The 23,607-nt window shown below is 59.9% G+C and carries 20 protein-coding genes; 15 read left to right on the top strand and 5 right to left on the bottom strand.

From position 1 onward, the window contains the following. Positions 1-69 precede the first annotated feature (69 nt). Positions 70-591 carry a hypothetical protein gene (locus ACYQ54_RS17455; protein ID WP_460084544.1) on the top strand — a complete coding sequence of 174 codons (522 nt, stop codon included), beginning with the start codon at positions 70-72 and terminating at the stop codon, positions 589-591. A 28-nt stretch (positions 592-619) separates the two neighbouring features. Here ACYQ54_RS17455 and recQ read toward each other — a convergent pair whose 3' ends face one another. The 3 genes from recQ to ACYQ54_RS17440 all read right to left on the bottom strand — a co-directional run bounded on the left by recQ (position 620) and on the right by ACYQ54_RS17440 (position 4,052). Beyond that, positions 620-2,509: a DNA helicase RecQ gene (recQ, locus tag ACYQ54_RS17450; RefSeq protein ID WP_460084541.1), complete on the bottom strand. Its 1,890-nt coding sequence runs from the start codon at positions 2,507-2,509 to the stop codon at positions 620-622. 154 nt (positions 2,510-2,663) lie between these two features. Next, positions 2,664-3,557 (bottom strand): GNAT family N-acetyltransferase, encoded by an 894-nt coding sequence (locus ACYQ54_RS17445; RefSeq protein WP_460084538.1) that lies wholly within the window; start codon positions 3,555-3,557, stop codon positions 2,664-2,666. Between the two features lie 117 nt (positions 3,558-3,674). Further along, positions 3,675-4,052, bottom strand: a complete 378-nt coding sequence (locus ACYQ54_RS17440) for an MAPEG family protein (protein WP_460084535.1) — start codon at positions 4,050-4,052, stop codon at positions 3,675-3,677. A gap of 234 nt (positions 4,053-4,286) precedes the next feature. Between ACYQ54_RS17440 and ACYQ54_RS17435 the strand changes: the two genes are divergently transcribed. From ACYQ54_RS17435 to ACYQ54_RS17425, 3 genes are all read left to right on the top strand, one after another. Beyond that, a complete protein-coding gene (locus ACYQ54_RS17435; RefSeq protein ID WP_460084533.1) occupies positions 4,287-4,742 on the top strand; it encodes an arsenate-mycothiol transferase ArsC in 456 nt (151 codons plus the stop codon). 100 nt (positions 4,743-4,842) lie between these two features. Beyond that, positions 4,843-5,364: a protease inhibitor Inh/omp19 family protein gene (locus tag ACYQ54_RS17430; RefSeq protein ID WP_460084531.1), complete on the top strand. Its 522-nt coding sequence runs from the start codon at positions 4,843-4,845 to the stop codon at positions 5,362-5,364. Between the two features lie 74 nt (positions 5,365-5,438). After that, positions 5,439-6,221 (top strand): DUF7662 domain-containing protein, encoded by a 783-nt coding sequence (locus ACYQ54_RS17425; RefSeq protein WP_022999021.1) that lies wholly within the window; start codon positions 5,439-5,441, stop codon positions 6,219-6,221. A gap of 303 nt (positions 6,222-6,524) precedes the next feature. Here ACYQ54_RS17425 and ACYQ54_RS17420 read toward each other — a convergent pair whose 3' ends face one another. After that, positions 6,525-7,082, bottom strand: coding sequence for a GrpB family protein (locus ACYQ54_RS17420; protein ID WP_460084529.1), 558 nt, complete (start codon positions 7,080-7,082; stop codon positions 6,525-6,527). Between the two features lie 172 nt (positions 7,083-7,254). Between ACYQ54_RS17420 and zapE the strand changes: the two genes are divergently transcribed. From zapE to ACYQ54_RS17365, 11 genes are all read left to right on the top strand, one after another. After that, entirely contained in the window at positions 7,255-8,412 is a 1,158-nt protein-coding gene (zapE, locus tag ACYQ54_RS17415; RefSeq protein ID WP_031268680.1) for a cell division protein ZapE, read from the top strand. A gap of 173 nt (positions 8,413-8,585) precedes the next feature. Continuing rightward, complete coding sequence (mdh, locus tag ACYQ54_RS17410; protein WP_022999018.1) at positions 8,586-9,548, top strand: malate dehydrogenase; 963 nt, start codon at positions 8,586-8,588, stop codon at positions 9,546-9,548. A 75-nt stretch (positions 9,549-9,623) separates the two neighbouring features. Further along, the gene (sucC, locus tag ACYQ54_RS17405; protein WP_460084528.1) at positions 9,624-10,817 is read left to right on the top strand and encodes an ADP-forming succinate--CoA ligase subunit beta; all 1,194 of its coding nucleotides are present in this window, start codon (positions 9,624-9,626) and stop codon (positions 10,815-10,817) included. Positions 10,818-11,150: 333 nt separating this feature from the next. Continuing rightward, a complete protein-coding gene (sucD, locus tag ACYQ54_RS17400; RefSeq protein ID WP_460084525.1) occupies positions 11,151-12,059 on the top strand; it encodes a succinate--CoA ligase subunit alpha in 909 nt (302 codons plus the stop codon). Positions 12,060-12,265: 206 nt separating this feature from the next. Further along, the gene (locus tag ACYQ54_RS17395) at positions 12,266-15,253 is read left to right on the top strand and encodes a 2-oxoglutarate dehydrogenase E1 component (protein WP_460084522.1); all 2,988 of its coding nucleotides are present in this window, start codon (positions 12,266-12,268) and stop codon (positions 15,251-15,253) included. A gap of 64 nt (positions 15,254-15,317) precedes the next feature. Further along, positions 15,318-16,844, top strand: a complete 1,527-nt coding sequence (gene odhB / locus ACYQ54_RS17390; protein WP_460084520.1) for a 2-oxoglutarate dehydrogenase complex dihydrolipoyllysine-residue succinyltransferase — start codon at positions 15,318-15,320, stop codon at positions 16,842-16,844. Positions 16,845-16,981: 137 nt separating this feature from the next. Beyond that, positions 16,982-17,596: a LysE family translocator gene (locus ACYQ54_RS17385; protein WP_460084518.1), complete on the top strand. Its 615-nt coding sequence runs from the start codon at positions 16,982-16,984 to the stop codon at positions 17,594-17,596. A gap of 49 nt (positions 17,597-17,645) precedes the next feature. Next, complete coding sequence (gene lfb1 / locus ACYQ54_RS17380) at positions 17,646-19,064, top strand: LIC10280 family protein (RefSeq protein WP_460084516.1); 1,419 nt, start codon at positions 17,646-17,648, stop codon at positions 19,062-19,064. A 22-nt stretch (positions 19,065-19,086) separates the two neighbouring features. Then, positions 19,087-19,845, top strand: a complete 759-nt coding sequence (locus ACYQ54_RS17375; protein WP_460084513.1) for an SDR family oxidoreductase — start codon at positions 19,087-19,089, stop codon at positions 19,843-19,845. A gap of 43 nt (positions 19,846-19,888) precedes the next feature. Further along, the gene (lpdA, locus tag ACYQ54_RS17370; RefSeq protein ID WP_460084511.1) at positions 19,889-21,292 is read left to right on the top strand and encodes a dihydrolipoyl dehydrogenase; all 1,404 of its coding nucleotides are present in this window, start codon (positions 19,889-19,891) and stop codon (positions 21,290-21,292) included. 201 nt (positions 21,293-21,493) lie between these two features. Further along, positions 21,494-23,029 (top strand): hypothetical protein, encoded by a 1,536-nt coding sequence (locus ACYQ54_RS17365; RefSeq protein ID WP_460084508.1) that lies wholly within the window; start codon positions 21,494-21,496, stop codon positions 23,027-23,029. 99 nt (positions 23,030-23,128) lie between these two features. Here the strand turns inward: ACYQ54_RS17365 and ACYQ54_RS17360 are convergent, their stop codons facing one another. After that, positions 23,129-23,548: a MerR family transcriptional regulator gene (locus ACYQ54_RS17360; RefSeq protein ID WP_460084507.1), complete on the bottom strand. Its 420-nt coding sequence runs from the start codon at positions 23,546-23,548 to the stop codon at positions 23,129-23,131. Positions 23,549-23,607 lie beyond the last annotated feature (59 nt).

Genomic DNA, 23,607 nt, shown 5'->3' with positions numbered 1-23,607 from the left:
ATCAATTTGCCGTTGGGTAAGGTGTACACTACATACTTTCAGTGGGCTTACGTCTGAAAGGGCGCTAACATGCTGAACCTGTTTGGAAGTCGCGTAGCAGCAGAGCCGGAATTTATTTCTGAATTGAGAGCCGTCGAGACGGAAGACCGCCTACGAAGAACCACTGCCGCCATGCTGGAAGCAGCAGGGCTGGAAATCTGTGACACCAACACACCAACCGAATTTGCTGCGGCTGCCACCGTGGCCATCATGAAGCTCGTGCTAAAGGTGGTCGAGCGAGACTTCGACAAACTGTGTTTTGAAAACCGTTTTGTCACCGGTCTGTTCGGTTTCCTGATCGCACATAACCTGACACGGCGAACCAACGCAGACCTCGGCGTCGTGCTCGGCATTGCGGGCCTTGATCTCTTCTCGCACGAAGAGATCGAACAGATCTACAAGCTCGGGTCTTCCTACAGACGGCTGCGCCAGCACCGGAACATGCACCTTGCCCTCAGGGACATCATCGACAGTTTCCTGTCGCATCCGGATGAGAACACCTTGTCGGATCTTGCCGGGGTCTATCAGCTCTGCCTGCAGCAGGACGGCTGACCGGTTAAACTTGAAAATTGCAGCTCGGCTAGACGCCGGCTTCAAACGCCTCGACCAGCTCGAGGAACGCCTCGCCGTATTTTTCAAGCTTGGACTGACCAACGCCGGAAACGGCGAGCAGCGCATCTTCCGTCACCGGCCGCGCGGCAGAAATTCCCGCCAGCGTCGCATCGGTAAACACCACATAAGGCGGCACGCCCTGATCGCGGGCAATCTGGGTCCGAAGCCTGCGCAGACGCTCGAACAGCAGCCTGTCCTCATGGTCGAGTTCGTCGGCAATGGAGGCTGTGCGCGAGGAACTTGTGCGTTTCAGGCCCGCCGCGCTCCGGTCCTTGCGCAAGGCGAGCTTTTCATCGCCGCGCAACACTGCCCGTGCTTTTTCCGTCAGCACCAGAGCACCAAATTGGGCGTGATCGACATCGACGTAGCCAGCAGCCACAAGCTGACGGGCAATCGACTGCCAGGTCTTTTGCGGGACGTCCTGGCCAATTCCGAAGACCGATAGCGCCTCGTGGCCGAAGCGAGTGCTTTTCTCGTTGGTCTTGCCCAGAAGAACATCGATGACGTGGGCCGTGCCAAAGCGTTGTCCGGTGCGGTAGATGGCCGACATCAGCTTTTGCGCTGCTTCCGTGCCGTCCCAGGTTTCCACCGGTGACAGGCAGGTGTCGCAATTGCCGCAGGGCTTGGGATAGGTTTCGCCGAAATGGGCAAGCAGGGCTTGCCGGCGGCAGCCGGCGGTTTCGCAAATACCGAGAAGGGCATTCAGCTTGGCGTTTTCCGCGCGCTTGACCTCCTCGGGGGCATCGCCTTCGGCAATCATGCGCCGGCGCTGCACAAGGTCCGCCATGCCATAGGCCATGAACGCTTCGGAAGGCGCGCCGTCCCGGCCGGCGCGGCCGGTTTCCTGGTAATAGGCCTCGACGGAAGAGGGCAGGTCCAGATGGGCGACATAGCGCACATCCGGCTTGTCGATCCCCATGCCGAAAGCGACGGTTGCCACCAGGCAAAGCCCTTCTTCCAGCAGAAATGCATCCTGGTTGGCAGAGCGCTGTTCCGCAGGCAGGCCGGCGTGATAGGGCAGGGCCCTGATGCCTTTGGAGGTCAGCCATTCGGCGATGTCCTCCACCTTTGCCCGCGACAGGCAATAGACGATGCCGCTCTCGCCCGAATGCTTTTTCAAGAAATCCAGAAGCTGCTGGCGCTGGTTGGTGCGCTCGACAATCTCGTAGCGGATATTGGGGCGGTCGAAACTGGTCAAGAAGACGGCGGCGTCTTCCATCTGTAGCCGCGCCAGAATGTCCTTTTGCGTGTGCGGATCGGCCGTTGCCGTCAGTGCCACGCGTGGCACGCCCGGATAGCGGTCACGCAGGCAGGACAGCGACATGTATTCCGGGCGGAAGTCGTGACCCCACTGGCTGACGCAGTGCGCTTCGTCGATGGCGAAAAGCGAAATCTGAAGCGTATCCAGAAACTTGCGGAAGCTTTCCGTGCCCAGCCGTTCCGGTGTCACGTAAAGAAGGTCGATTTCACCACGGCGGAGGGCGCTGCGGATGCTGTCCTGTTCGTCCGCTGACAGTGTGGAATTGAGGGCAGCGGCCTGAACGCCGGCAGCACGAAGAGCGCCGACCTGGTCTTTCATCAATGCAATCAGCGGTGAGACGACGATACCGACCCCGCGCCGGCAAAGTGCCGGGATTTGGTAACAGAGCGACTTGCCGGCGCCGGTGGGAAACAGCACCACGGCATCCTTGCCGTCCACAAGCGTTTCGATGACTGCCTGCTGCTTGCCCCTGAAGCTGCTGTAGCCGAAAACCTTCTGCAGTACCGCAAGCGGTTTCGGCTCCGGACGCACGGTCGGAGCAACAGCATGCTGCACTGGAATGACATCCTCCGCGGCAACAGCGGGCGAAACGGGCATGGGTGAGACGGGTCCTTTGATTCCCCCGCACAATGTCTTATTCGCGAAAGAAGGGCAATGAAGGCGGTGCCACGCCTGTGGATGACGGGCGGACCGGCGCCGAAGAGGCCTGAAATCAGGTGCTTAGATAGTGTCGGAAGGCGGTTCGCCGGGCCTAGAATTCGGCGTCCGGATCCGCTGCCAGTGTTTCGGCGCAGTGAATGCGCATCTGCTCGGTCAGATCGCCCAGGTCGCCATCGAGCTTTTCCGGCCGGATCGGCTTGCCGAAATGGACTTTGAACTTGGCGTGCTCCTTGTTGAGCAGCTCGTTGAAGACCGTCATGTCGCGCAGTTCGGTGGAAACCCTGGCCAGGAAATAGAACAGACCGGAATTGCGTCCTCCCATGTGCATGGGAATGATCGGCGCCTTGTTCTTGCGCGCCAGCGCCAGGGCCGAGGTCATCCACGGCCGCTCGGTCAGTTTGCCGTCATGCCAATAGGCCAGGCGCCCGGAGGGAAACAGCACCACCACGCGCTCCTTGGCAAAGGCGGATGAGGCGAGCTTGATCGTTTCCTTGGATTTCTCGCGGCTCTTGAAATCCGCCCGCCATTCAACGGGAATGATCATGTCGGCCAGGCGCGGATTGATGCGGATCGCATCGCGATTGGCGAAGATGGCCAGATCGTTGCGGCGCGACTTGATGGCGTCATAGAGCACGATACCGTCGGCAATGCCGGTCGGGTGATTGGACACCAGGACGACAGGGCCCTCCTGTGGCACGCGTTCGAGGCCGACCGTGGTGACATCAAGCGACAGCAAGTCGCTCAGATGGGCAAAAACGTCCAGCGCTTCCATTTGCTCGATCGTGTCGGCCATTTCGACTGCGGACTTGTAGCGCAGGATCTTGTGGGCGAAGGGTCTGATAAAGGGCCACCACGGGCTCGCCATCACCAGTTTGCCCCGTTCGGCGATCAGAACGTCGACTATATGCTGTTCGGAAATATGCCTCTGGGACGCGGCCTGACGGCGCGCCGGCAAGGTGTCTGTCGTCTGATCGGTCGTCCGCACAATGCACCTCTGCCCAAGAGATAACTGCCTCACTCCGATGCATCGTTAACGAAATCAGCCCCTTGGTGCAAATGCTCGTTGAACGATTTTCGGGTTCGGAACCTGCTCACAAGCGGCTCAGCTCCATAGGGAACTGGTAAAAATTGCCAGCGATGTCAAGAACGAGGCCGCCCAGGCAAGCGAGCGCGGCGACGCCCGGTCGGCCCAGTAGCAGCCGACATAAATGATCCGCAGAAGGACAAAGAGCACGGCGAGCCGGTCGATCCAGTGCGGGTCACCGCCCTGGTTGAGGCCGACAAAAACGGCAACCGCAAACAGGGGGAAAGCCTCGAAGCCATTTGCCTGTGCCCACTGCGCCCGGGCGCGAAACCCCTCCCGCCAATAGTCCGGGTCGCGCGGGCGGGCATTGTCGAAAGATTTGTTCAGTTTGGCCGGAAAGACGGAGAGCAGCGGCAGGATGGCGGCGGCGAGCACGCACCAGAAGGCGATGGGCATAGAGGCTCCTCAAGGGCTTTTTTCAGGTCGTGCGCGCGAAACCCCGGAATGAGGCACCAGCGGGGCGCCGGGCTGCGCGCGAACGCTTTTCCGCATATTTATCAGGCTCCGGGGAGATATCCTCATGATTTTCGACCCCGCCCCGAGTTTGTCATAAAGTCTTCCGGTCGCGGCGCTAGGGGGAGGCCGCCCATGGCATGAATGACATGGGCCGCAGCCGTGAAGGAATGCCACGTGTCGAAAACTACCGTCCTGTTTGTCTGCCCGGACAACAGCCTGCTGTCGCCATTGGCCGAAGCCTATCTGAACTTTCGGGCGGGCGGTCTGATGCGGGCCTTTTCCGCCGGGGTCGTTCCCTCGCAGGAATTGAACCGGCACGTGCGCCGGCTTCTGTCGGCAAGAGGCATCGATTCCAGAGGCCTTGCCCCCAAGCCGATCGACATATTCCTGATGCCCCATGCGGAAATTCCCGACAGGGTGGTCTATCTCGCCGACCAGGAGCCGGTCGCCCTGCCGCCGCAATGGAAGGCAACAACGTCCAGTCACTGGTGGAGCATTGCCGCAAGACCGCCTTTTCCGGATGGTTTCGGTGCTTGTGCGGCTTACTTCGATCGGATCGCAGGGGCGATCGACCGGCTTGTGGAGCCTCCGAAATCGGCCGGTAAGACCGCCTCCAACAGGGTTGCCTGAGTGCTTTGAGAGCGGCCAATTCTCAGGATTTTGGATTTTCGACAAATTGTGGGCTAAGAGTTGCTCCCATATTGGGACGAAGGTGAGGGATTGATTCGTCATGATGCGCGCGGGAAAGTTTGTTTTGATCGTTGGCCTGGTGGTCCTGGCGGCTGGTTGCCAGAGATTGTCCGGGGGCCGCAACTATGCCGAACCGCTGCCGGCGACCCCGACCACGCCTGTGGGATCCGGGCAGCTTGCACCGCTTGACCCCAACGCACCGGGCGGTGGTCTCAATGATCCGACAGCTCAGCCGAATGATCTTGCCAGCAACCCGGTTGCAGCTCCCGCGGATGCCAAGGAAGTCGGCCGGACCGACCTGCTGGGTGGCTGGAAAATCACCTCCGCAGGCGACAACTGCATGGCCTTCATGACGCTGACCACATGGTCCGGCGGCTACCGCGCAAATACCAGAGGTTGTGCTTCGCCTGTGCTGTCCGGTATCTCGGCATGGGACCTGAGCGGCAATCAGGTGGTTTTGAAGGACGGCACCGGCTTGATCGTCGCACAGCTGTACTCCAGCGCTCCCGGGCAGTTTAACGGCCAAACTTCGACAGGTTCGCCTATTTCGCTGTACCGTTAATACCCCTCCGTATTTATGCTGGACAGCTCGCGTTATAGGTGTATATTTGCATTGCTACCGGAAAGGCTGTGCAAATGTCAAAATATGAACCACTGCGGGAACACTTGGCACGACTGGAAGACGTTGTCTGGGCGGCCAAGCTGAATGAAGTCGAGGATATCATAGGCTCGTCGCTGCCCAAGAGCGCCCGGGAACACCGGACATGGTGGGCAAATTCCGGCGGCAGTCTCGTTCACCAGAACGCCTGGCTTGATGCCGGCTGGCGGGTAGAGCGAACCGATCTCATGCGCGATGTCATCGTCTTCCGCCGGTTGCGCATCGGCGGCACCGTGGCCGGGGTGTCCGCCCGTATGGATCGGACCGCCAAGAATCCGCAAAAAACTGCAGAAAAGCGGCTCACCAAGGAAATGGCGGCCCTTCGTCAGCCCGCAACCGTGACGTTGCGCTCCGAATGGACCACGCTTGGCGATGTCCAGCGTACGCCCTGTTCCAATTCCATCATTCCGCAGGAAGGCGGCGTTGTGCGCTTCGCGGCCATGGAAGGCGACGAAGTCGTCACTGCCATCGTCGCAACCTTGTCGGTTCACAAGGCCTATCGCAGCCTGCGCATGGCGATGAAGGGTCTGGACGACGATACCGGCAGCCGTGTCGGCACGGAGCTGTTCAAGAAAGCCGGTTTCGATGCCGCCGCACCAATCGAATGCGATGTCGTCAAGTCCGGCAATGCCTGGCTGCTGACCGACGGTCGTGGCCGCAAGGCCAATCTGGACGACCAGTCCGAGTGTTATCTGGTTGCCCAACTGCTCTATCTTCAGGAAGTCCAGAACGGTCGCAAGACGGCCCTTTACCTGCGCTAAGCGTTGTCTGAGTGCTTTTTGCGCTCAGCCGGGCACAGGCATGATGGCCGGGTCAAGTCAGGCCGAGCCGTTTGGGCGTTCATGATTGCGTTCCTCCCGCACAGGACCCCTCCCTGTGCCCTGCGCCCGTAACCCTCCCACCGGTTGCGGGCGCTGTTTGTTCAGAGGGCGTGCTGCCTTCCTGTTTCGAGTTCCTCAAGGCTTGGCCTGTGTTTTTCCGCCCATTATCAGTGAATTGCGAACCGGGCTGCTGGGTGCGGTGTTCCGTCAATGGGGGCAGTGATGGCGGGGCCGGAAGGAGCGTCATCGCTGGATCAGTCGCATACCTTCCCCTGAGAGCACGCCTTCGATGAAGGATGTCTTGCCGGTATTGTATGTTTCCCAGTCGGGGTTCGAACCGGCCTTGAGGGCAAGGTCCCGTTTCAGGGCGGCATAGCGCCCGGCAAGGCTGGCATCGCCGCGCAAGGCGTCGCGAAACTGGCGCCGCTTATCAGGTGAGGGGCAATCGGATGCACACAGACACAGCCGATGCGCGATAATCAGCTCGTGATTTTCCCTCTCCTTCGACCGGGGACCTGGTCCGGCTGGCCGGGTCATTTGCACTTCGTCTTCCCGAAAGCGGGCGCCGAGATCATGGTAGCCATACAGCAGGAGATCGTTGCTGAGTGCAGCCGGTGAAAATCCGGAAGCCAGCGTTACATCGATATGAAGTTTGGGTTTGGCAATCAGCCCAGGGACGGCCGTGGACCCGACATGGTCCAGGCGCAGGGCCCTTGCTCCCAGAAGATGTCCGAGGTCGTCGATCAGCAGGTCAGCCTGGCGAAACCAGTCTGGATTATGTGGGAGCAACGGAATGGACATGAGGTCTGAAATCCTTAAATTTCAAACGGTTGAAAAACAAATCCGTAAGAATGTGTGATCGTATGCAACCATATCATGACTTGCATCTGCGACGTTTTGACCTTATTCCGCCGTGCAAATAGATACGTCCAAGACCCCATGAATTCTCATGGAGGGAGCAGCACCCTTGAAGATGGAACTGCCGGTCAACCGCGCCCTGAGCGCCCGCTACGACGCGCTCATCGCGTCGGGTGAGATCAAGGAAGACCCCGTGCAACGGGAGGCGGTGCGCCAGCTCGATCTCCTGAACACCCGTCTTGCCGAAACCCGCCTGGCCTCCAAGAAAAGTTCACTTGGCTGGCTGTTCGCCAACAAGAAGAACCAGCTCTGGGCCTCCGTACAGGGGCTGTACATGTGGGGCGGTGTCGGGCGCGGCAAGACGATGCTGATGGACCTCTTTTACGAGGTCACGGTCATCCGCCGCAAAAGGCGTGTGCATTTCCACGAATTCATGACCGATGTGCACGAGCGCATTCATGCCCACCGCCAGGCGCACAAGCGCGGCGAGGTCAAGGGTGACGATCCGATCCCGCCCGTGGCGAGCCAGATTGCCGAAGAAACGCGGCTGCTGCTGTTTGATGAGTTCTCGGTGACCGACATTGCCGATGCCATGATCCTCGGTCGCCTGTTCACCCAGCTTTTCGAGCGCGGCGTCATCGTTGTCGCCACGTCCAACGTCGAGCCGTCTCTCCTCTACAAGGACGGGCTCAATCGCCAGTTGTTCCTGCCCTTCATCAAGATGCTGACCTCCAAGGTGGAAGTGCTGCATCTGGACAGTCCGACGGATTACCGGCTGGAGAAGCTTGCTGGTGCGCCGGTCTATGTCACGCCTCTGGGCGAGAGTGCAAACGCCCAGATGGATGAGCTCTTTGCCAAGCTGACGCACGGCATGACACCGCATTCCGAAGAGCTGGAGAACAAGGGCCGCAAGATTGCCGTTCCCTGTGTCGCGGCCGGAGCGGCCAGGTTCACCTTCGACGACCTGTGCATGCAGCCGTTGGGGGCGAGTGACTATCTGCGCATCGCTCATGCCTTCGGCACGGTGTTTCTGGACAACGTGCCCGTGCTGTCCAAGGCGCGGCGCAACGAAGCCAAGCGCTTCATCAATCTGATCGATACGCTTTACGATAACGGCATCAAGCTGGTTGTATCGGCTGAGGCCGAGCCGCAGGATCTTTACGTCGGCGAGGACGGCACGGAAGCCTTTGAATTCGACCGGACAGCCTCCCGGTTGATCGAGATGCGGTCCGAGGCGTACCTTGCGGGAGAAAGACGACAAGTACACGCATAGGTCTGCATTCCCTATAGGTGAATTATGCAGACGGGAAGATCTGAGAAAATTTGTCCGGCATCGCGCAATATTCTTTTGGCGAGGTTGCGCGGGCGGATCAAAGGGAGTAGTGCCATCCTCAGTCATCAGAGGATGGCATGGAGTTCCATCTTACGTAAAGGGAAACTTTCGAAATGGCGCGGAACAAGATTGCCTTGATCGGCTCTGGTCAGATCGGCGGCACGCTCGCACATCTGGCAGGTTTGAAGGAACTGGGAGACATCGTGCTCTTCGACATCGCGGAAGGTGTTCCGCAAGGTAAGGCGCTCGACCTGGCCGAGTCCTCCCCGGTCGATGGCTTCGATGCCAAAATGGCGGGTGCCAACAGCTACGAAGCCATCGAAGGCTCGGACGTTGTCATCGTTACCGCCGGTGTTCCGCGTAAACCCGGCATGAGCCGCGACGACCTTCTGGAAATCAACCTGAAGGTTATGGAGCAGGTTGGCGCCGGCATCGCAAAGTATGCCCCGAACGCATTCGTCATCTGCATCACCAACCCGCTCGACGCGATGGTCTGGGCCCTGCAGAAGTTCTCCGGTCTGCCGAAGAACAAGGTCGTCGGCATGGCAGGCGTACTGGATAGCGCCCGTTTCCGTTACTTCCTGGCAGACGAGTTCAACGTCTCCATCGAAGATGTGACCGCATTCGTTCTCGGCGGCCACGGCGACACCATGGTGCCGCTGACCCGCTACTCCACCGTCGCCGGCATCCCGCTCACCGACCTGGTCAAGATGGGCTGGTGCACTGCCGAGCGTCTGGAAGAAATCGTCCAGCGCACCCGTGACGGCGGCGCGGAGATCGTCGGCCTCCTGAAGACCGGCTCCGCTTTCTACGCTCCGGCTGCTTCCGCCATCGCAATGGCCGAAAGCTACCTGAAGGACAAGAAGCGCGTTCTGCCGTGTGCAGCTGCTCTCGACGGCCAGTACGGCCTGAAGGACACCTATGTGGGCGTTCCGGTCGTGATCGGCGCCGATGGCGTTGAGCGCATCATCGAGATCGACCTGCAGGGCGACGAAAAGGCCAACTTCGACAAGTCTGTCGCTTCCGTCGACGGCCTGGTCGAGGCCTGCAAGAAAATTCAGCCGGCGCTCGCCTGAACCGGGCCCGCCTAAGGGAATTTGCGGCCGTTCTTCCTGCCGGGAAGAACGGTCCTCCGACAACGGGGGAAACACATGAACATTCATGAATACCAGGCCAAGGCCGTTCTGAAGGAATACGGTGCACCGGTGGCGGAAGGCGTTGCCATCTTCTCCGCCGACGAAGCCGAAGCAGCCGCCAAGAGCCTTCCGGGCCCGCTCTGGGTCGTGAAGTCGCAGATCCACGCAGGTGGCCGCGGCAAGGGCAAGTTCAAGGAACTGTCCGCCGACTCCAAGGGCGGTGTCCGTCTGGCTTTCTCGCTGGACGAAGTCACGTCCAACGCCAAGGAAATGCTCGGCAACACGCTGGTCACCAAGCAGACCGGTGCCGCTGGCAAGGTGGTCAACCGTCTCTACATCGAAGACGGCGCCGACATCGAGCGTGAACTTTATCTCTCCATTCTGGTCGACCGTACTGTCGGACGCCCGGCTTTCGTGGTTTCCACCGAAGGCGGCATGGACATTGAAGCGGTCGCCGAAGAAACCCCCGAAAAGATCGTCACCCTGCCGATCGATCCGGAAGCTGGCGTCACCGAAGCCGATGCCGCCAAGCTGTGCGATGCGCTGGAATTGACCGGTGCGGCACGTGAAGACGGCATGAAGCTGTTCCCGATCCTGCACACGGCTTTCGTCGAGAAGGACATGAGCCTTCTGGAAGTGAACCCGCTGATCGTCATGAAGGACGGTCACCTGCGCGTTCTGGACGCCAAGGTTTCCTTCGACGGCAACGCCCTGTTCCGTCATCCGGACATCATGGAGCTGCGCGACGTCACCGAGGAAGACGCCAAGGAAATCGAGGCCTCCAAATACGACCTCGCCTATGTTGCTCTCGACGGTGACATCGGCTGCATGGTCAACGGTGCCGGCCTTGCCATGGCGACCATGGACATCATCAAGCTCTACGGCGCCGAGCCGGCCAATTTCCTCGATGTTGGCGGTGGCGCTTCCAAGGAGAAGGTGACGGCCGCGTTCAAGATCATCACCTCCGATCCGAACGTGAAGGGCATCCTGGTCAACATCTTCGGCGGCATCATGCGCTGCGACGTGATCGCGGAAGGCGTGGTTGCAGCCGTCAAGGAAGTCGGCCTGCAGGTTCCGCTCGTTGTTCGCCTGGAAGGCACCAACGTGGAACTCGGCAAGAAGATCATCAACGAAAGCGGTCTGAACGTGATCGCCGCTGACGATCTCGACGACGCCGCCCAGAAAATCGTGAAAGCGGTTAAAGGTTAAGCCCGGAGGCGCGCAATATAGATGGTATTTGGGCTTTTGGTCCTACTGCTCCTCTATAGCCCGGCATTGATGACTTTATGGGTTGCCATTGTTGGGCGTAGAAAATGGACGGTTCGAAAGGAAGTCTTGGTTTCTAAAGTGATTATCGCCGTTTCAACAGTTTTGTGCCTTGTCGTATGGATGAGCTATTTTCTGGAGGACTTTGATATTGCTCGAGCAGCCTACATTACCGTTGCATATAATCTGACTGCTGCCTGCATTGTATCTCTGGTTATTTACATTGCAGGACCTCGGTCTAGACAGCGTGCCGCCAATACGAAGGAAACATGATAGATGTCTATCCTCGTCAATAAAGACACGAAAATCATCGTTCAGGGCCTGACCGGCAAGACCGGCACGTTCCACACCGAACAGGCGCTTGAGTATTACGGCACCAAGATGGTCGCCGGTGTGCACCCGAAAAAGGGTGGCGAGACCTGGTCTTCCGGTGTCGACAGCGCTGCATCGCTTCCGATCTTTGCGACCGTTGGCGAAGCCAGGGAAGCAACCGGTGCCGACGCCTCCGTGATCTACGTTCCGCCGGCAGGCGCGGGCGCCGCGATCATCGAGGCCATCGAAGCGGAAGTTCCGTTCATCGTCTGCATCACCGAAGGCATCCCGGTTGCCGACATGGTCGAGGTCAAGGCTAAGCTGGAGAAATCCAAGTCGCGCCTCCTCGGCCCGAACTGCCCCGGTATCCTGACCCCGGAAGAATGCAAGATCGGCATCATGCCGGGCTCCATCTTCAAGAAAGGCTCCGTCGGTGTTGTTTCCCGCTCCGGCACCCTTACTTATGAAGCTGTCTTCCAGACCACCAATGCCGGCCTCGGCCAGACGACGGCTGTCGGCATCGGTGGCGACCCGGTCAAGGGTACCGAGTTCATCGACGTCCTGGAAATGTTCCTGGCCGACGACGAAACCCAGTCGATCATCATGATCGGCGAAATCGGTGGCTCTGCGGAAGAAGACGCGGCGCAGTTCCTGAAGGACGAAGCCAAGCGCGGCCGGTCCAAGCCGATGGCTGGTTTCATCGCCGGACGGACAGCGCCTCCGGGCCGCACCATGGGCCACGCCGGTGCCGTTATTTCAGGCGGCAAGGGCGGTGCAGAAGACAAGATCGCTGCGATGGAAGCTGCTGGCATCAAGGTGTCACCGTCTCCTGCGAAGCTCGGCGAGACCCTTCTCGAAGTCTTGAAGGGCTGATTCTGCAAGAATCTTTAGCGATGGGGACGGAAACTGTTTACGTTTCCTGTCGCATGATGAAAGGATGGGTTCCGGCGCGGTTGACGTGCCGTAACCATTTTTCGAGGGGTCGGTGGAAACCATCGGCCATTGTAGGGAAACCGGCCGCGGGTCAATATTTCGGGCCCGCCTAAACAAAAGGGCGGAGGATACCTCCGCTAAAGGACATGGCACGGCAGGAAGCGAACAACGTATTCGCACTGACGTCGTTGCTTTACGGCGCCAACGCAGCCTATATCGAAGACCTCTACGCACAGTACAAGACAGATCCGAGCTCGGTCGACGCCGAGTGGCAGGACTTCTTCGCTGCCTTCCAGGACGAGAAGGAAGCCGTGCTGAAAGAGGCTCGCGGGGCAACCTGGAAACGCAAGGACTGGCCGATCGAGGCCAATGGCGACCTCGTAAATGCTTTTGACGGCAACTGGGGCCCGATCGAGCAGAAGCTCGGCGACAAACTCAAAAAGAAGGCTGAAGCCAAGGGCGAGCCGGTTTCGGATCAGGAAGTCCATCAGGCGACACGCGATTCCGTTCGCGCCCTGATGATGATCCGCGCCTATCGCATGCGCGGCCATCTTCATGCAGATCTCGACCCCCTTGGCCTGGCCGGCAAGGGTGACCACGAGGAGCTGCACCCCTCGTCCTACGGTTTCACCGAAGCCGACTGGGACCGCAAGATCTTCATCGACCATGTTCTGGGTCTGGAATACGCCACCATCCGCGAGATGATGGACATCCTGAAACGGACCTATTGCTCGACCCTGGGTGTCGAGTTCATGCATATCTCCGACCCGGCCGCCAAGGCCTGGATCCAGGAGCGCATCGAAGGTCCGGACAAGCAGGTGGCCTTCACGACGGAAGGCAAGAAGGCGATCCTGAACAAGCTGGTCGAAGCCGAAGGTTTCGAAAAGTTTCTGGACGTCAAATACACCGGTACCAAGCGCTTTGGTCTGGACGGTGGTGAAGCGCTGATCCCGGCGCTGGAACAGATCATCAAGCGCGGCGGCTCCATGGGCCTGAAGGAAATCGTGTTCGGCATGGCCCACCGCGGCCGCCTGAACGTGCTTTCCCAGGTGATGGCCAAGCCGCACCGGGCGATCTTCCACGAGTTCAAGGGCGGTTCCTATGCTCCGGACGAGGTGGAAGGCTCCGGCGACGTGAAGTATCACCTCGGCGCTTCCTCCGACCGTACCTTTGACGGCAACGACGTTCACCTCTCGCTGACGGCGAACCCGTCGCACCTGGAAATCGTCAACCCGGTGGTTCTCGGCAAGGCACGCGCCAAGCAGGATCAGCTGGCTGCCGACGAGGACGGCAATTTCGTCGACACGACCGAAATCGACCGCGGTACGGTTCTGCCGCTGCTGCTGCATGGCGATGCTGCTTTCGCCGGTCAGGGTGTTGTTGCCGAATGCTTCGGCCTGTCCGCGCTGCGCGGCCACCGCACCGGCGGTTCGGTCCATGTGATCATCAACAACCAGATCGGCTTCACCACCAATCCGCGCTTCTCCCGCTCCTCGCCCTACCCGTCGGACATGGCGAAGGTGATCGAGGCGCCGATCTTCCACGTGAATGCGGATGACCCGGAAGCCGTTGTCTTCGCAGCCAAGATCGCGATCGAATATCGCCAGATGTTCCACCGTCCGGTGGTCATCGACATGATCTGCTATCGCCGCTTCGGCCACAACGAGGGCGACGAGCCGGCGTTCACGCAGCCGATCATGTACCGCAAGATCCGCAAGCATGCGACGACCCTGCAGCTCTACTCGGAACGCCTGATCAAGGAAGGGGTTCTGACGCAGGACGAAGTCGAGCACATGAAAGCCGACTGGCGCAAGCATCTGGACAACGAGTTCGATGCCGGCCAGGCCTTCAAGCCGAACAAGGCCGATTGGCTGGACGGCAAGTGGGCGGGCATGAAGCGTGCCGACGACGAGGACGATCCGCGGCGCGGTGAAACCGGTCTGCCGATCGAGGAACTGAAGTCGATCGGCCGGGCTCTGACCCACGTGCCGGACGGTTTCAACATCCACCGCACCATTGCACGTTTCATGAACCAGCGTGAGCGCATGATCGAGACCGGCGAAGGCATCGATTGGGCAACTGCCGAAGCGCTTGCTTTCGGTTCGCTGCTGAAGGAAGGCCACCCGGTGCGTCTGTCCGGGCAGGATTGCGAACGCGGCACGTTCTCGCAGCGCCATTCGGTTCTGTACGACCAGGAAGACGAGAGCCGGTATATTCCGCTCAACAACGTCTCTCCCGATCAGCAGCGCTATGAGGTCATCAACTCGATGCTGTCGGAAGAGGCCGTTCTTGGCTTCGAATACGGCTACTCGCTGGCAGAGCCGCGTGCCCTGACCTTGTGGGAAGCGCAGTTCGGCGACTTCGCCAACGGTGCGCAGGTGGTGTTCGACCAGTTCATCTCTTCGGGTGAGCGCAAGTGGCTGCGCATGTCCGGCCTCGTCTGCCTTCTGCCGCATGGCTACGAAGGCCAGGGCCCGGAACACTCTTCTGCCCGTCTGGAGCGTTTCCTCCAGCTTTGTGCGGAAGACAACATGCAGGTTGCGAACTGTTCGACCCCGTCGAACTACTTCCACATTCTGCGCCGTCAGCTGCGCCGCGATATCCGCAAGCCGCTGATCCTCATGACGCCGAAATCCCTGCTGCGGCACAAGAAGGCCGTGTCGACACTGCAGGAACTCGGACCGGATTCCACCTTCCACCGCCTGTTGTGGGACGATTGGGGACCGAACCTGAATTCGGAAGGCAAGCTGGTTTCCGACGACAAGATCAGGCGCGTCGTGATGTGCTCGGGCAAGGTCTACTACGACCTGTTCGAGGAGCGCGAAAAGCGCGGCGTCAACGATGTCTACCTGCTCCGTGTCGAGCAGCTCTATCCGTTCCCGAAGAAGGCTCTGATGCTGGAACTGGCCCGCTTCCCCCAGGCTGAAATGGTCTGGTGTCAGGAAGAGCCCAGGAACATGGGCAGCTGGTTCTTCGTCGAATCCTACATCGAATGGGTTCTGGAGCAGATCGACGCCAAGTACAAGCGCCCGCGCTATGCAGGCCGCAAGGCGATGGCATCGACCGCAACCGGCCTGATGTCCTCGCATCTGGCTCAGCTGCAGGCGTTCCTCGAAGAGGCTCTGGGAACTTAGTCACAAGAGGGCCTTCGGGCCCTCTTCCAAAAATTTGGCCAGGTAATTTTAAGAGAAGGCGACCATGGCAACCGAAATTCGCGTCCCCACGCTGGGTGAATCCGTTTCCGAAGCGACTATTGCGCAGTGGTTCAAGAAACCGGGCGACGCCGTCAGCCAGGACGAGCCCCTGGTGGAACTGGAAACCGACAAGGTGACCGTCGAAGTTCCGGCACCGGCCGCAGGCACCCTGGAAAGCATCGTAGTCAAGGAAGGCGACACCGTTGAGGTCGGCGCACTGCTTGGTCAGATCGCCGAAGGCGCAGCTGCTCCGGCCGCGAAGGCTGAAGCAGCGCCGGCAAAGGCAGATGCCAAGGCGGAAACCAAATCCGCGAAGGCCGAACTGGTCGATGTCGTCACTCCGAGCGCAGGCGAATCCGTTACCGAGGCTGAAGTCGGCGAATGGAGCGTGAAGGTCGGCGATGTCGTCAAGGCTGATGACACGCTGGTGGAACTTGAAACCGACAAGGCGGCACAGGAAGTGCCGGCCCCGGTCGCTGGAACCATCGTCAAGATTGCCGTCGAAACCGGTACGACTGTTGAACCTGGCGTTCTGCTTTGCCAGATCGATCCGTCCGGGGAAGCTGCGTCCGCAGGCTCGGCTGCTGCTGCACCGGCACCGGCTGCTTCTGCTCCCGCGGCAAGCGGCGGGTCTTCCATGCCGCCGGCGCCGTCCGCCCAGAAGATGATGGCGGAAAACAATCTTTCAGCTGACCAGGTCGCCGGTTCCGGCAAACGTGGCCAGGTGCTGAAGGAAGACGTGATCAACGCGATCGCCTCCGGTGCGACGTCGTCCGCCGCCGCTCCGTCTGCAACGCCTGTCGCCCGTGGCCCGGTTGCCGCGCAGGATGAAGTCCGCGAAGAACGTGTCCGCATGACCAAGCTGCGCCAGACAATCGCGCGCCGCCTGAAGGATGCGCAGAACACTGCGGCCATGCTGACCACCTACAACGAAGTGGACATGGGCCCGGTCATGGAGCTGCGCAAGCAGTACAAGGACCTGTTCGAGAAGAAACACGGCGTCAAGCTCGGTTTCATGGGCTTCTTCACCAAGGCGGTGACCCATGCGCTGAAGGAAATCCCGGCGGTCAATGCCGAGATCGACGGCACCGACATCATCTACAAGAACTTCTGCCACATCGGCGTCGCCGTCGGCACGGACAAGGGTCTTGTGGTTCCGGTCGTGCGCGATGCCGACCAGATGTCCATCGCCGAGATCGAACAGGAAATCGGCAATCTCGGCCGCAAGGCACGGGACGGCAAGCTGGGCATGGCTGACATGTCCGGCGGTACCTTCACCATCTCCAACGGTGGGGTGTATGGTTCGCTGATGTCGTCGCCGATCCTGAACGCTCCGCAGTCCGGCATCCTGGGCATGCACAAGATCCAGGAACGTCCGATGGCTGTGAACGGCCAGGTGGTGATCCGCCCGATGATGTATCTGGCGCTCTCCTACGACCACCGGATCGTCGACGGCAAGGAAGCCGTGACCTTCCTGGTTCGTGTCAAGGAAAGCCTGGAAGATCCGCAGCGTCTGGTTCTGGATCTCTGATCCGGTTGAATTGCCCTGCGAGCACCTTGCCGACGGTATTCCGGCAAGGCGTCCGGACATTTTAAGGTTGCCTGGCCACCGGCGTTCAGTCGTTTCCGGTTGAACGTCTGTCGGTCCGGGACAGGAGGAGCCGCATAATGAGCCTGGAATTTCTGATTACTGCTCTTGTCGTGGTGCTCGTTCCAGGAACGGGTGTGGTCTACACGGTTGCAGTCGGGCTCGGCAGGGGCCGTCAGGCATCCGTTGCGGCGGCCTTCGGCTGCACTCTAGGTATCATTCCCGCAATCCTGGCCTCCGTCGTGGGTCTCGCAGCCCTGATGCACACCAGTGCCCTGGTATTCCAGGGCGTGAAATATGCCGGTGTCGCCTATCTTCTCTACCTTGCCTGGCAGACGCTGAAAGACAGCGGGCCGATGGAGCTGAAGGCAGACAGGGGCTCGCGCAAGAGCTTCCTTGCAACGGCGCGTACCGGTTTCCTGATCAACATCCTCAATCCCAAGCTGACGGTGTTCTTCCTTGCCTTCCTGCCGCAATTCGTCAGCCATGATGCCGCCAGTCCGACGCTCGACATGCTGTTGATGGGCGGTGTTTTCATGGCGATGACCTTCGTGGTCTTCGTCATCTATGGCGCATTTGCCTCGCTGGTTGGCGAGAAGGTGTTGAAGAGCGACCGCGTCATGGTCTGGATGCGCCGGACAGTGGCTGCGACCTTTGCCGGCTTCGGCTTGCGGCTGGCTCTGGCGGAGCAATAATCGGATCATCGCCGTTGCGGTGCTTGAGACGGTCAGGAGGAACAGGAATATGAACGCCTTAAAGCGTTATGCCGTTTCGGTTGTTCTTGTCGTCTGCACTGTTCTGGGCTTCTTGTGCACCGCCCATGCGGCGGAGCCGCGCACCGCGCTGGTGATCGGCAACGCGCAATATGGCTATGGGCCGCTGGCCAATCCGGTCAACGATGCGCTGGCGATTGCCCGGGCGCTCGACAAGGCCGGGTTCAAAGTCATTCTGCAGACCGATGCCAACCGCGAAGCGATGCAGCAGGCAATCGACGCTTTCGGCGACCGGCTGAAGACAGAAGGCGGGGTCGGGCTGTTTTATTATGCCGGCCACGGCGTTCAGATTCAGGGTGAAAACTACCTGTTGCCGGTTGCCGGCGACGCCCCCGCAGACGACGACCTGCAGCAGCAGTCGGTTGCGGTCAGCGAGGCCGTCGCGATGATGACGTCCTCCCACGACGGTCTCAATATCGTCGTGCTCGACGCGTGCCGCAACAATCCGCTGGGCGGGAAGGCATCAGGCCTGTCACGGATCGACAGCAACGCGCGCCTGTTTGTGTCCTATTCGACGTCACCCGGTTCCGTGGCTCTGGACGGGCAGGGCAGCAACAGTCCTTTCACCAAGCATCTGGCCAGCGCCATAGAAACCCCGGCGCTCAATCTGGAAGAAACCTTCAAGCGAACGCTGAAAGGTGTTTTTCAGGAAACGGACGGCCGGCAAACGCCTTGGATTTCGTCGTCTTTCTTTGGCGAGTTTACCTTCGTTGACGACGGCAAGGGTAATCCTGCAGGATCGGCACCCAAGATGACCGCTCTTGCGGCGATCGGAACCGCGCTCAAGGAGAGTGCCGCTCGGACCGGCCCTGCGCGCCAGATCTCCGGTGTCTACAGGGTCGATGGAACCAACCCCAACGGGTCCTCCTACGACGGCATGCTGGCGATCACGCCGGAAGACCGGAACGTGCGATTTACCTGGTGGATCGGCGGCGACGTCTTCACCGGTGTCGGCGAGTTCGCAGGCCGCATGCTGGTGGTCAACTGGGGGGACAAGCACCCGGTTGTCTATTCCTTCACCGGTACGGATACGCTGGACGGTGAGTGGGCGGACGGTTCGGCTAGCGAAAAACTGATGCTCTTTTCGCGCGCTGCACCGGTCGAGGCCGAAGGGCTGACAGGCACCTATTCGGTCGCAGGCCGAAATCCGAACGGCACGACCTATCAGGGCTCGGTCGAGTTGACGCAGCAAGGCCGGAAATACACGCTGCTGTGGACGGTCGGCGCCACAAGCTATCGCGGCGTTGGTGAGCTGGAAGGCAACGTTCTGACGGTGGACTGGGGCGACAAGACGCCGGTGGTCTACGCGGTGATGACGGACGGACGCCTGAAGGGGCTCTGGGCAGCAGGCCGCGGCGCTGAAGAACTGACACGCCTTCAAGGGCAATAGAAACGGGAACCGGTGGGAATTCATGGCTGAAACGGTTGTATTGGTGACGGGCGGGAGCCGGGGGATCGGCGCTGCAGTCAGCCGCAAGGTTGCGGCACTGGGTCATAGGGTGGTCGTCAATTACTCCCACAACAAGGACGCTGCCGATGCTCTTGTCGAGGAAATCAAGTCGGCAGGTGGCGAAGCTGTGGCGGTACAGGGCGATGTCCAGAACGAAGCGGATGTACTGCATCTTTTTGCCGAAGCCGACCGGCTGGGTACGCTCAAGGGCCTGGTCAACAACGCCGGTGTCGTCGACTTGTCCCAGCGTGTCGATGAGATGACGCTTGAACGCCTGACTAGGATGTTCTCCATCAACGTGATCGGTTCGTTCCTGTGTGCCCGCGAGGCGGTCAAGCGCATGTCGACCAGGCATGGCGGCGAAGGCGGGGGCATCGTCAATCTGGGCTCCGCGGCCTCAAAGCTGGGGTCTCCTGGCCAGTATGTCGATTACGCAGCCGCCAAGGGAGCGATCGACACCATGACGGTGGGCCTGGCGCTGGAAGTTGCCGACGAAGGCGTCCGCGTCAACGCGATCCGCCCCGGCATCATCGATACCGATATTCACGCTTCGGGCGGCCATCCCGACCGGGTGGCCCAGCTCAGGTCCAAACTGCCGATGAAACGCGCCGGAACCGCTGACGAGGTAGCCGAAGCGATTCTGTGGCTTCTCTCCGATCAGTCCAGCTATACGACCGGTGCCATCCTCGATGTCTCCGGCGGCCGGGCAATTCTTCCCTAACTCCCCATTCAAACCAGAAATGAAAGAGGCAAAGGCGACCAAAATGTCCCAATATGATCTCGTCGTCATCGGAACCGGTCCTGGCGGCTACGTCTGTGCGATCAAGGCCGCACAGCTCGGCCTGAAAACGGCGGTAGTCGAAAAACGCGCAACGCTTGGCGGCACCTGCCTCAACATCGGCTGCATTCCGTCCAAGGCTCTGCTGCATGCCTCGGAAATGTTCGAGGAAGCCGGTCACGGCTTTGAAAAGCTCGGCATCAAGGTGTCGAAGCCCAAGCTCGATCTTTCGGCCATGATGGATCACAAGACCGGCGTCGTCGACGCCAACGTCAATGGCATTTCCTTCCTGATGAAGAAGAACAAGATCGACGTTCACACCGGCACCGGCAAGATCCTTGAAAAGGGTAAGGTCGAAGTCACCGATGCCGACGGCAAGGCGACTGTTCTGGACACGAAGAACATCGTCATTGCCACCGGTTCCGACGTCATGCCGCTGCCGGGTGTCGAGATTGACGAGAAGCAGGTGGTCTCTTCCACCGGCGCGCTGGAGCTGGACAAGGTTCCGGGCAAACTGGTCGTCGTCGGGGGCGGTGTCATCGGCCTGGAACTGGGCTCCGTCTGGAACCGACTCGGTTCGGACGTCACCGTTGTCGAGTTCATGGACAAGATCCTCGGCCCGATGGACGGCGACGTGTCCAAGAACTTCCAGCGCATGCTGAAAAAGCAGGGCGTGGAGTTCAAACTGTCCTCCAAGGTTACCGGCGTCGAGAAGAAGGGCAAGGGCCTTGCCGTGACCGTCGAACCGGCCAAGGGCGGCGATGCGCAGGTGATCGAGGCGGACATCGTTCTGGTTGCCATCGGCCGTCGCCCCTACACCGAGGGCCTGGGCCTGGATGGTGCCGGCGTGAAACTGGATGAGCGTGGCCGCGTACAGATTGATGCGCACTACAAGACCAATGTCGACGGCATCTATGCCATCGGGGATGTGGTCGTCGGCCCGATGCTGGCTCACAAGGCCGAAGATGAAGGTGTTGCCGTCGCCGAGATCCTGGCCGGTCAGGCCGGTCACGTGAACTACGACGTCATCCCGGGTGTCGTCTACACCCAGCCGGAAGTCGCTTCTGTCGGCAAAACCGAGGAAGAGCTGAAAGCAGCGGGTGTCGAGTACAAGACCGGCAAGTTCGTCTTCTCTGCCAATGGCCGTGCGCGCGCCATGAACAAGACCGACGGCTTTGCCAAGGTTCTGGCGGATGCGAAGACCGACCGGGTGCTTGGTGTCCACATCGTCGGCTTCGGTGCCGGGGAGATGATCCACGAAGCAGCCGTGCTGATGGAATTCGGCGGGTCTTCCGAAGATCTTGCCCGCACCTGTCACGCTCACCCAACCATGTCGGAAGCGGTTAAAGAAGCGGCCCTCGGCGCCTTCGCAAAGTCGATCCACGCCTAATAAACGCAAGTATCGTGTCTATTCGACATCGGTTCGGGGCATCCGGTCAACGGGTGCCCCGATTTCGTTTTGACGGACCGTCGCGCGGTCCGGAACTGAAAATTTGCAAGCATACGTAAAATTGGCGACACATCTGCAACCGTTGAGCTAAAATGAAACCCGATGAGGGGGGATGCGTTTCAATAAAAGGCAGGTGATCCTTTGGTTGGAAAGCAGTGGGGCAAAAACGGAAATTCGAAACAGTCCGGGGGCTGGCTTCTGGTCGCCGCTGGATTGCTTCTGCCGTTGGTCTGCGGTCTGGTGTTTTTCTGGCCGGACCGGACCATTCCCTATGTGGACGACCTATTTTTCATTCCCTGGGCGGCTGAGTTTGCCCAAACAGGTCGTCACTGGAATCCGCTTCTGGCGGTTCAATTCCCGGGGCTGGACACCTATCATCTCCAGCCAAGGCTTCATCTCATTCTGGCCGGCTGGTTTCTGTCGATAACCGGTGTCAGCACAGCAACAATCGTGCTGTACGAATACCTGTGTTATGTCGCGACCAACCTCGTCTTTGTCGTGTTCTGCCTCAGGTCGAACCTTCGAACGGCGGCGTTCTTCACACCACTGGTCTTCGCGCCGATGTATGTCGTTTCCGGATTCCGCCTGGAACTCACGGGGTCGTTCATCTGGATGCTGGGCCTTCTTCTGCTTCTGCCGATGGCGGCCAAGGCCGTCTCGGGTGACAGGCGGCAAACCGGCGGCGAGACCGCTGCCAGTATCGCTGGCACCGCGCTTTTGGGAATTGCGCCGCTGACCGCGCTTTCCATGCTGGCCTGGAGTGTCGGCGTTATTGCCGTTCTGCAGATCTGGAGGCTCAAGACGCGGCAGGCAAGCGTCGTGCGAGTGGTGAGCGAAGGCATGGTGGCCCTGGCCATCGCAGCCACACTCTTTGCGGTTTCGGTCAATTTCGAGTTTGCGGAGTTTTTCCGGCAGATCGCCTATCACGCCACCCGAACCCATGGCTCGGGCCGGTTCAATGTGGAAGCTGTTTTCCGGGCAGCCATGTTTGCGGGCGTAGCGTGGTTTGTTTTCCGCAAGTCCCGGACCCTCGGGCTGATCTGTTTTTGCCTTGCGGCGGGACAATTTCTGGGAGCAATCGTTCACGACCGCCCGCTCATCCGCAATCTTGCCGCAACCATGCTGTTTCTGCTGGCCGTCGACACGCTTCTCGAAGATCGCTGGAACAAGGTAAAGCTTGGCCTTGGCAGCGCGCTCGTGCTGGCGCTCTCCGCCAACTTCATCGTTTTCTACGTGTTCTCGAAACCTCTGACGAACAGGCCGGCAGTGGTCGAGGCTTACCGGGAGGATCTGAAGAATGGAAAGCGGGTCTTTATTGACGAAACAATGGCCCATCACTTTCTCGACCAGCAGACATCCGGCGCCCTGTCCTGGACATGGGGAGGCACTTTCCCGAAGGGACGACCGACCAGCATGGCAGACCTGAAGGAAGGCGACGTCTGGTATGTCAGCGAATATACGCTACTCGGGTATCTGAAGGGCCGGCACGACGTTGCCGAAAAGGTTTGGCCCAACGCCGAGTATCACCACGTCCCGCAGTTCTCCTGCATTCTGGGGCGTCATTCCTGCAATCTGCCCGCCAGACGCTGGACCATGATGCGCCTTGAAAGGCTTGAGGGTACCGTGATGGCAACGGAACTCGGCACGGGGGCGACACCAAGGCCAGTCGAAGAATAGCGCTTTCCTGCCCGGTGCATGCAGCAGACAGGAGAATGCGTGCGGCTTGGCGGCAAGGAGATCGATTTCGGTGCGCCTTGATGCAGGCGTTCAGGCTGCTCAGTGTTCTTCCAGGCAAAGGCCATGGTCGCCGAACGCCTTCAGCACGTTGCATTCGGTGACTGTGTGATCGCCTTCACAGCTCGTGGCGATGCGCTTCAGTTCAGCCTCCAGCTTGCGCAGATGCGCAATTCTCTGACGTACCGCCTTCAGTTGATCCTCTGCGATCCGGTTCGCGGTCTCGCACGGTTTGTCAGGATGCTGGCTGAGGTCGATCAGATCCCGGATCGCCGGCATGGGCAGGCCGAGGTCGCGGCAATGCTTGATGAAGCCGAGCCTTTCCAGGTCGCTGGGCCGGTAGCGCCTCTGGTTGCCCTCGCTGCGCAACGGCGCTTCCAGCAGGCCTTCCTTTTCGTAGTAGCGGATGGTCGGAACCTTCACGCCGGTTCGCCTTGAAAGGTCGCCAATTGAAAAATCCATAAAAAGCCTCTTGAAGCTCTAGTCGCTATAGCAATTACAAGAGATGGGAGCTGAAAATC

The sequence above is a fragment of the Roseibium sp. LAB1 genome, assembly GCF_054658235.1.
This window is presented reverse-complemented; position numbering and strand designations above follow the sequence as displayed.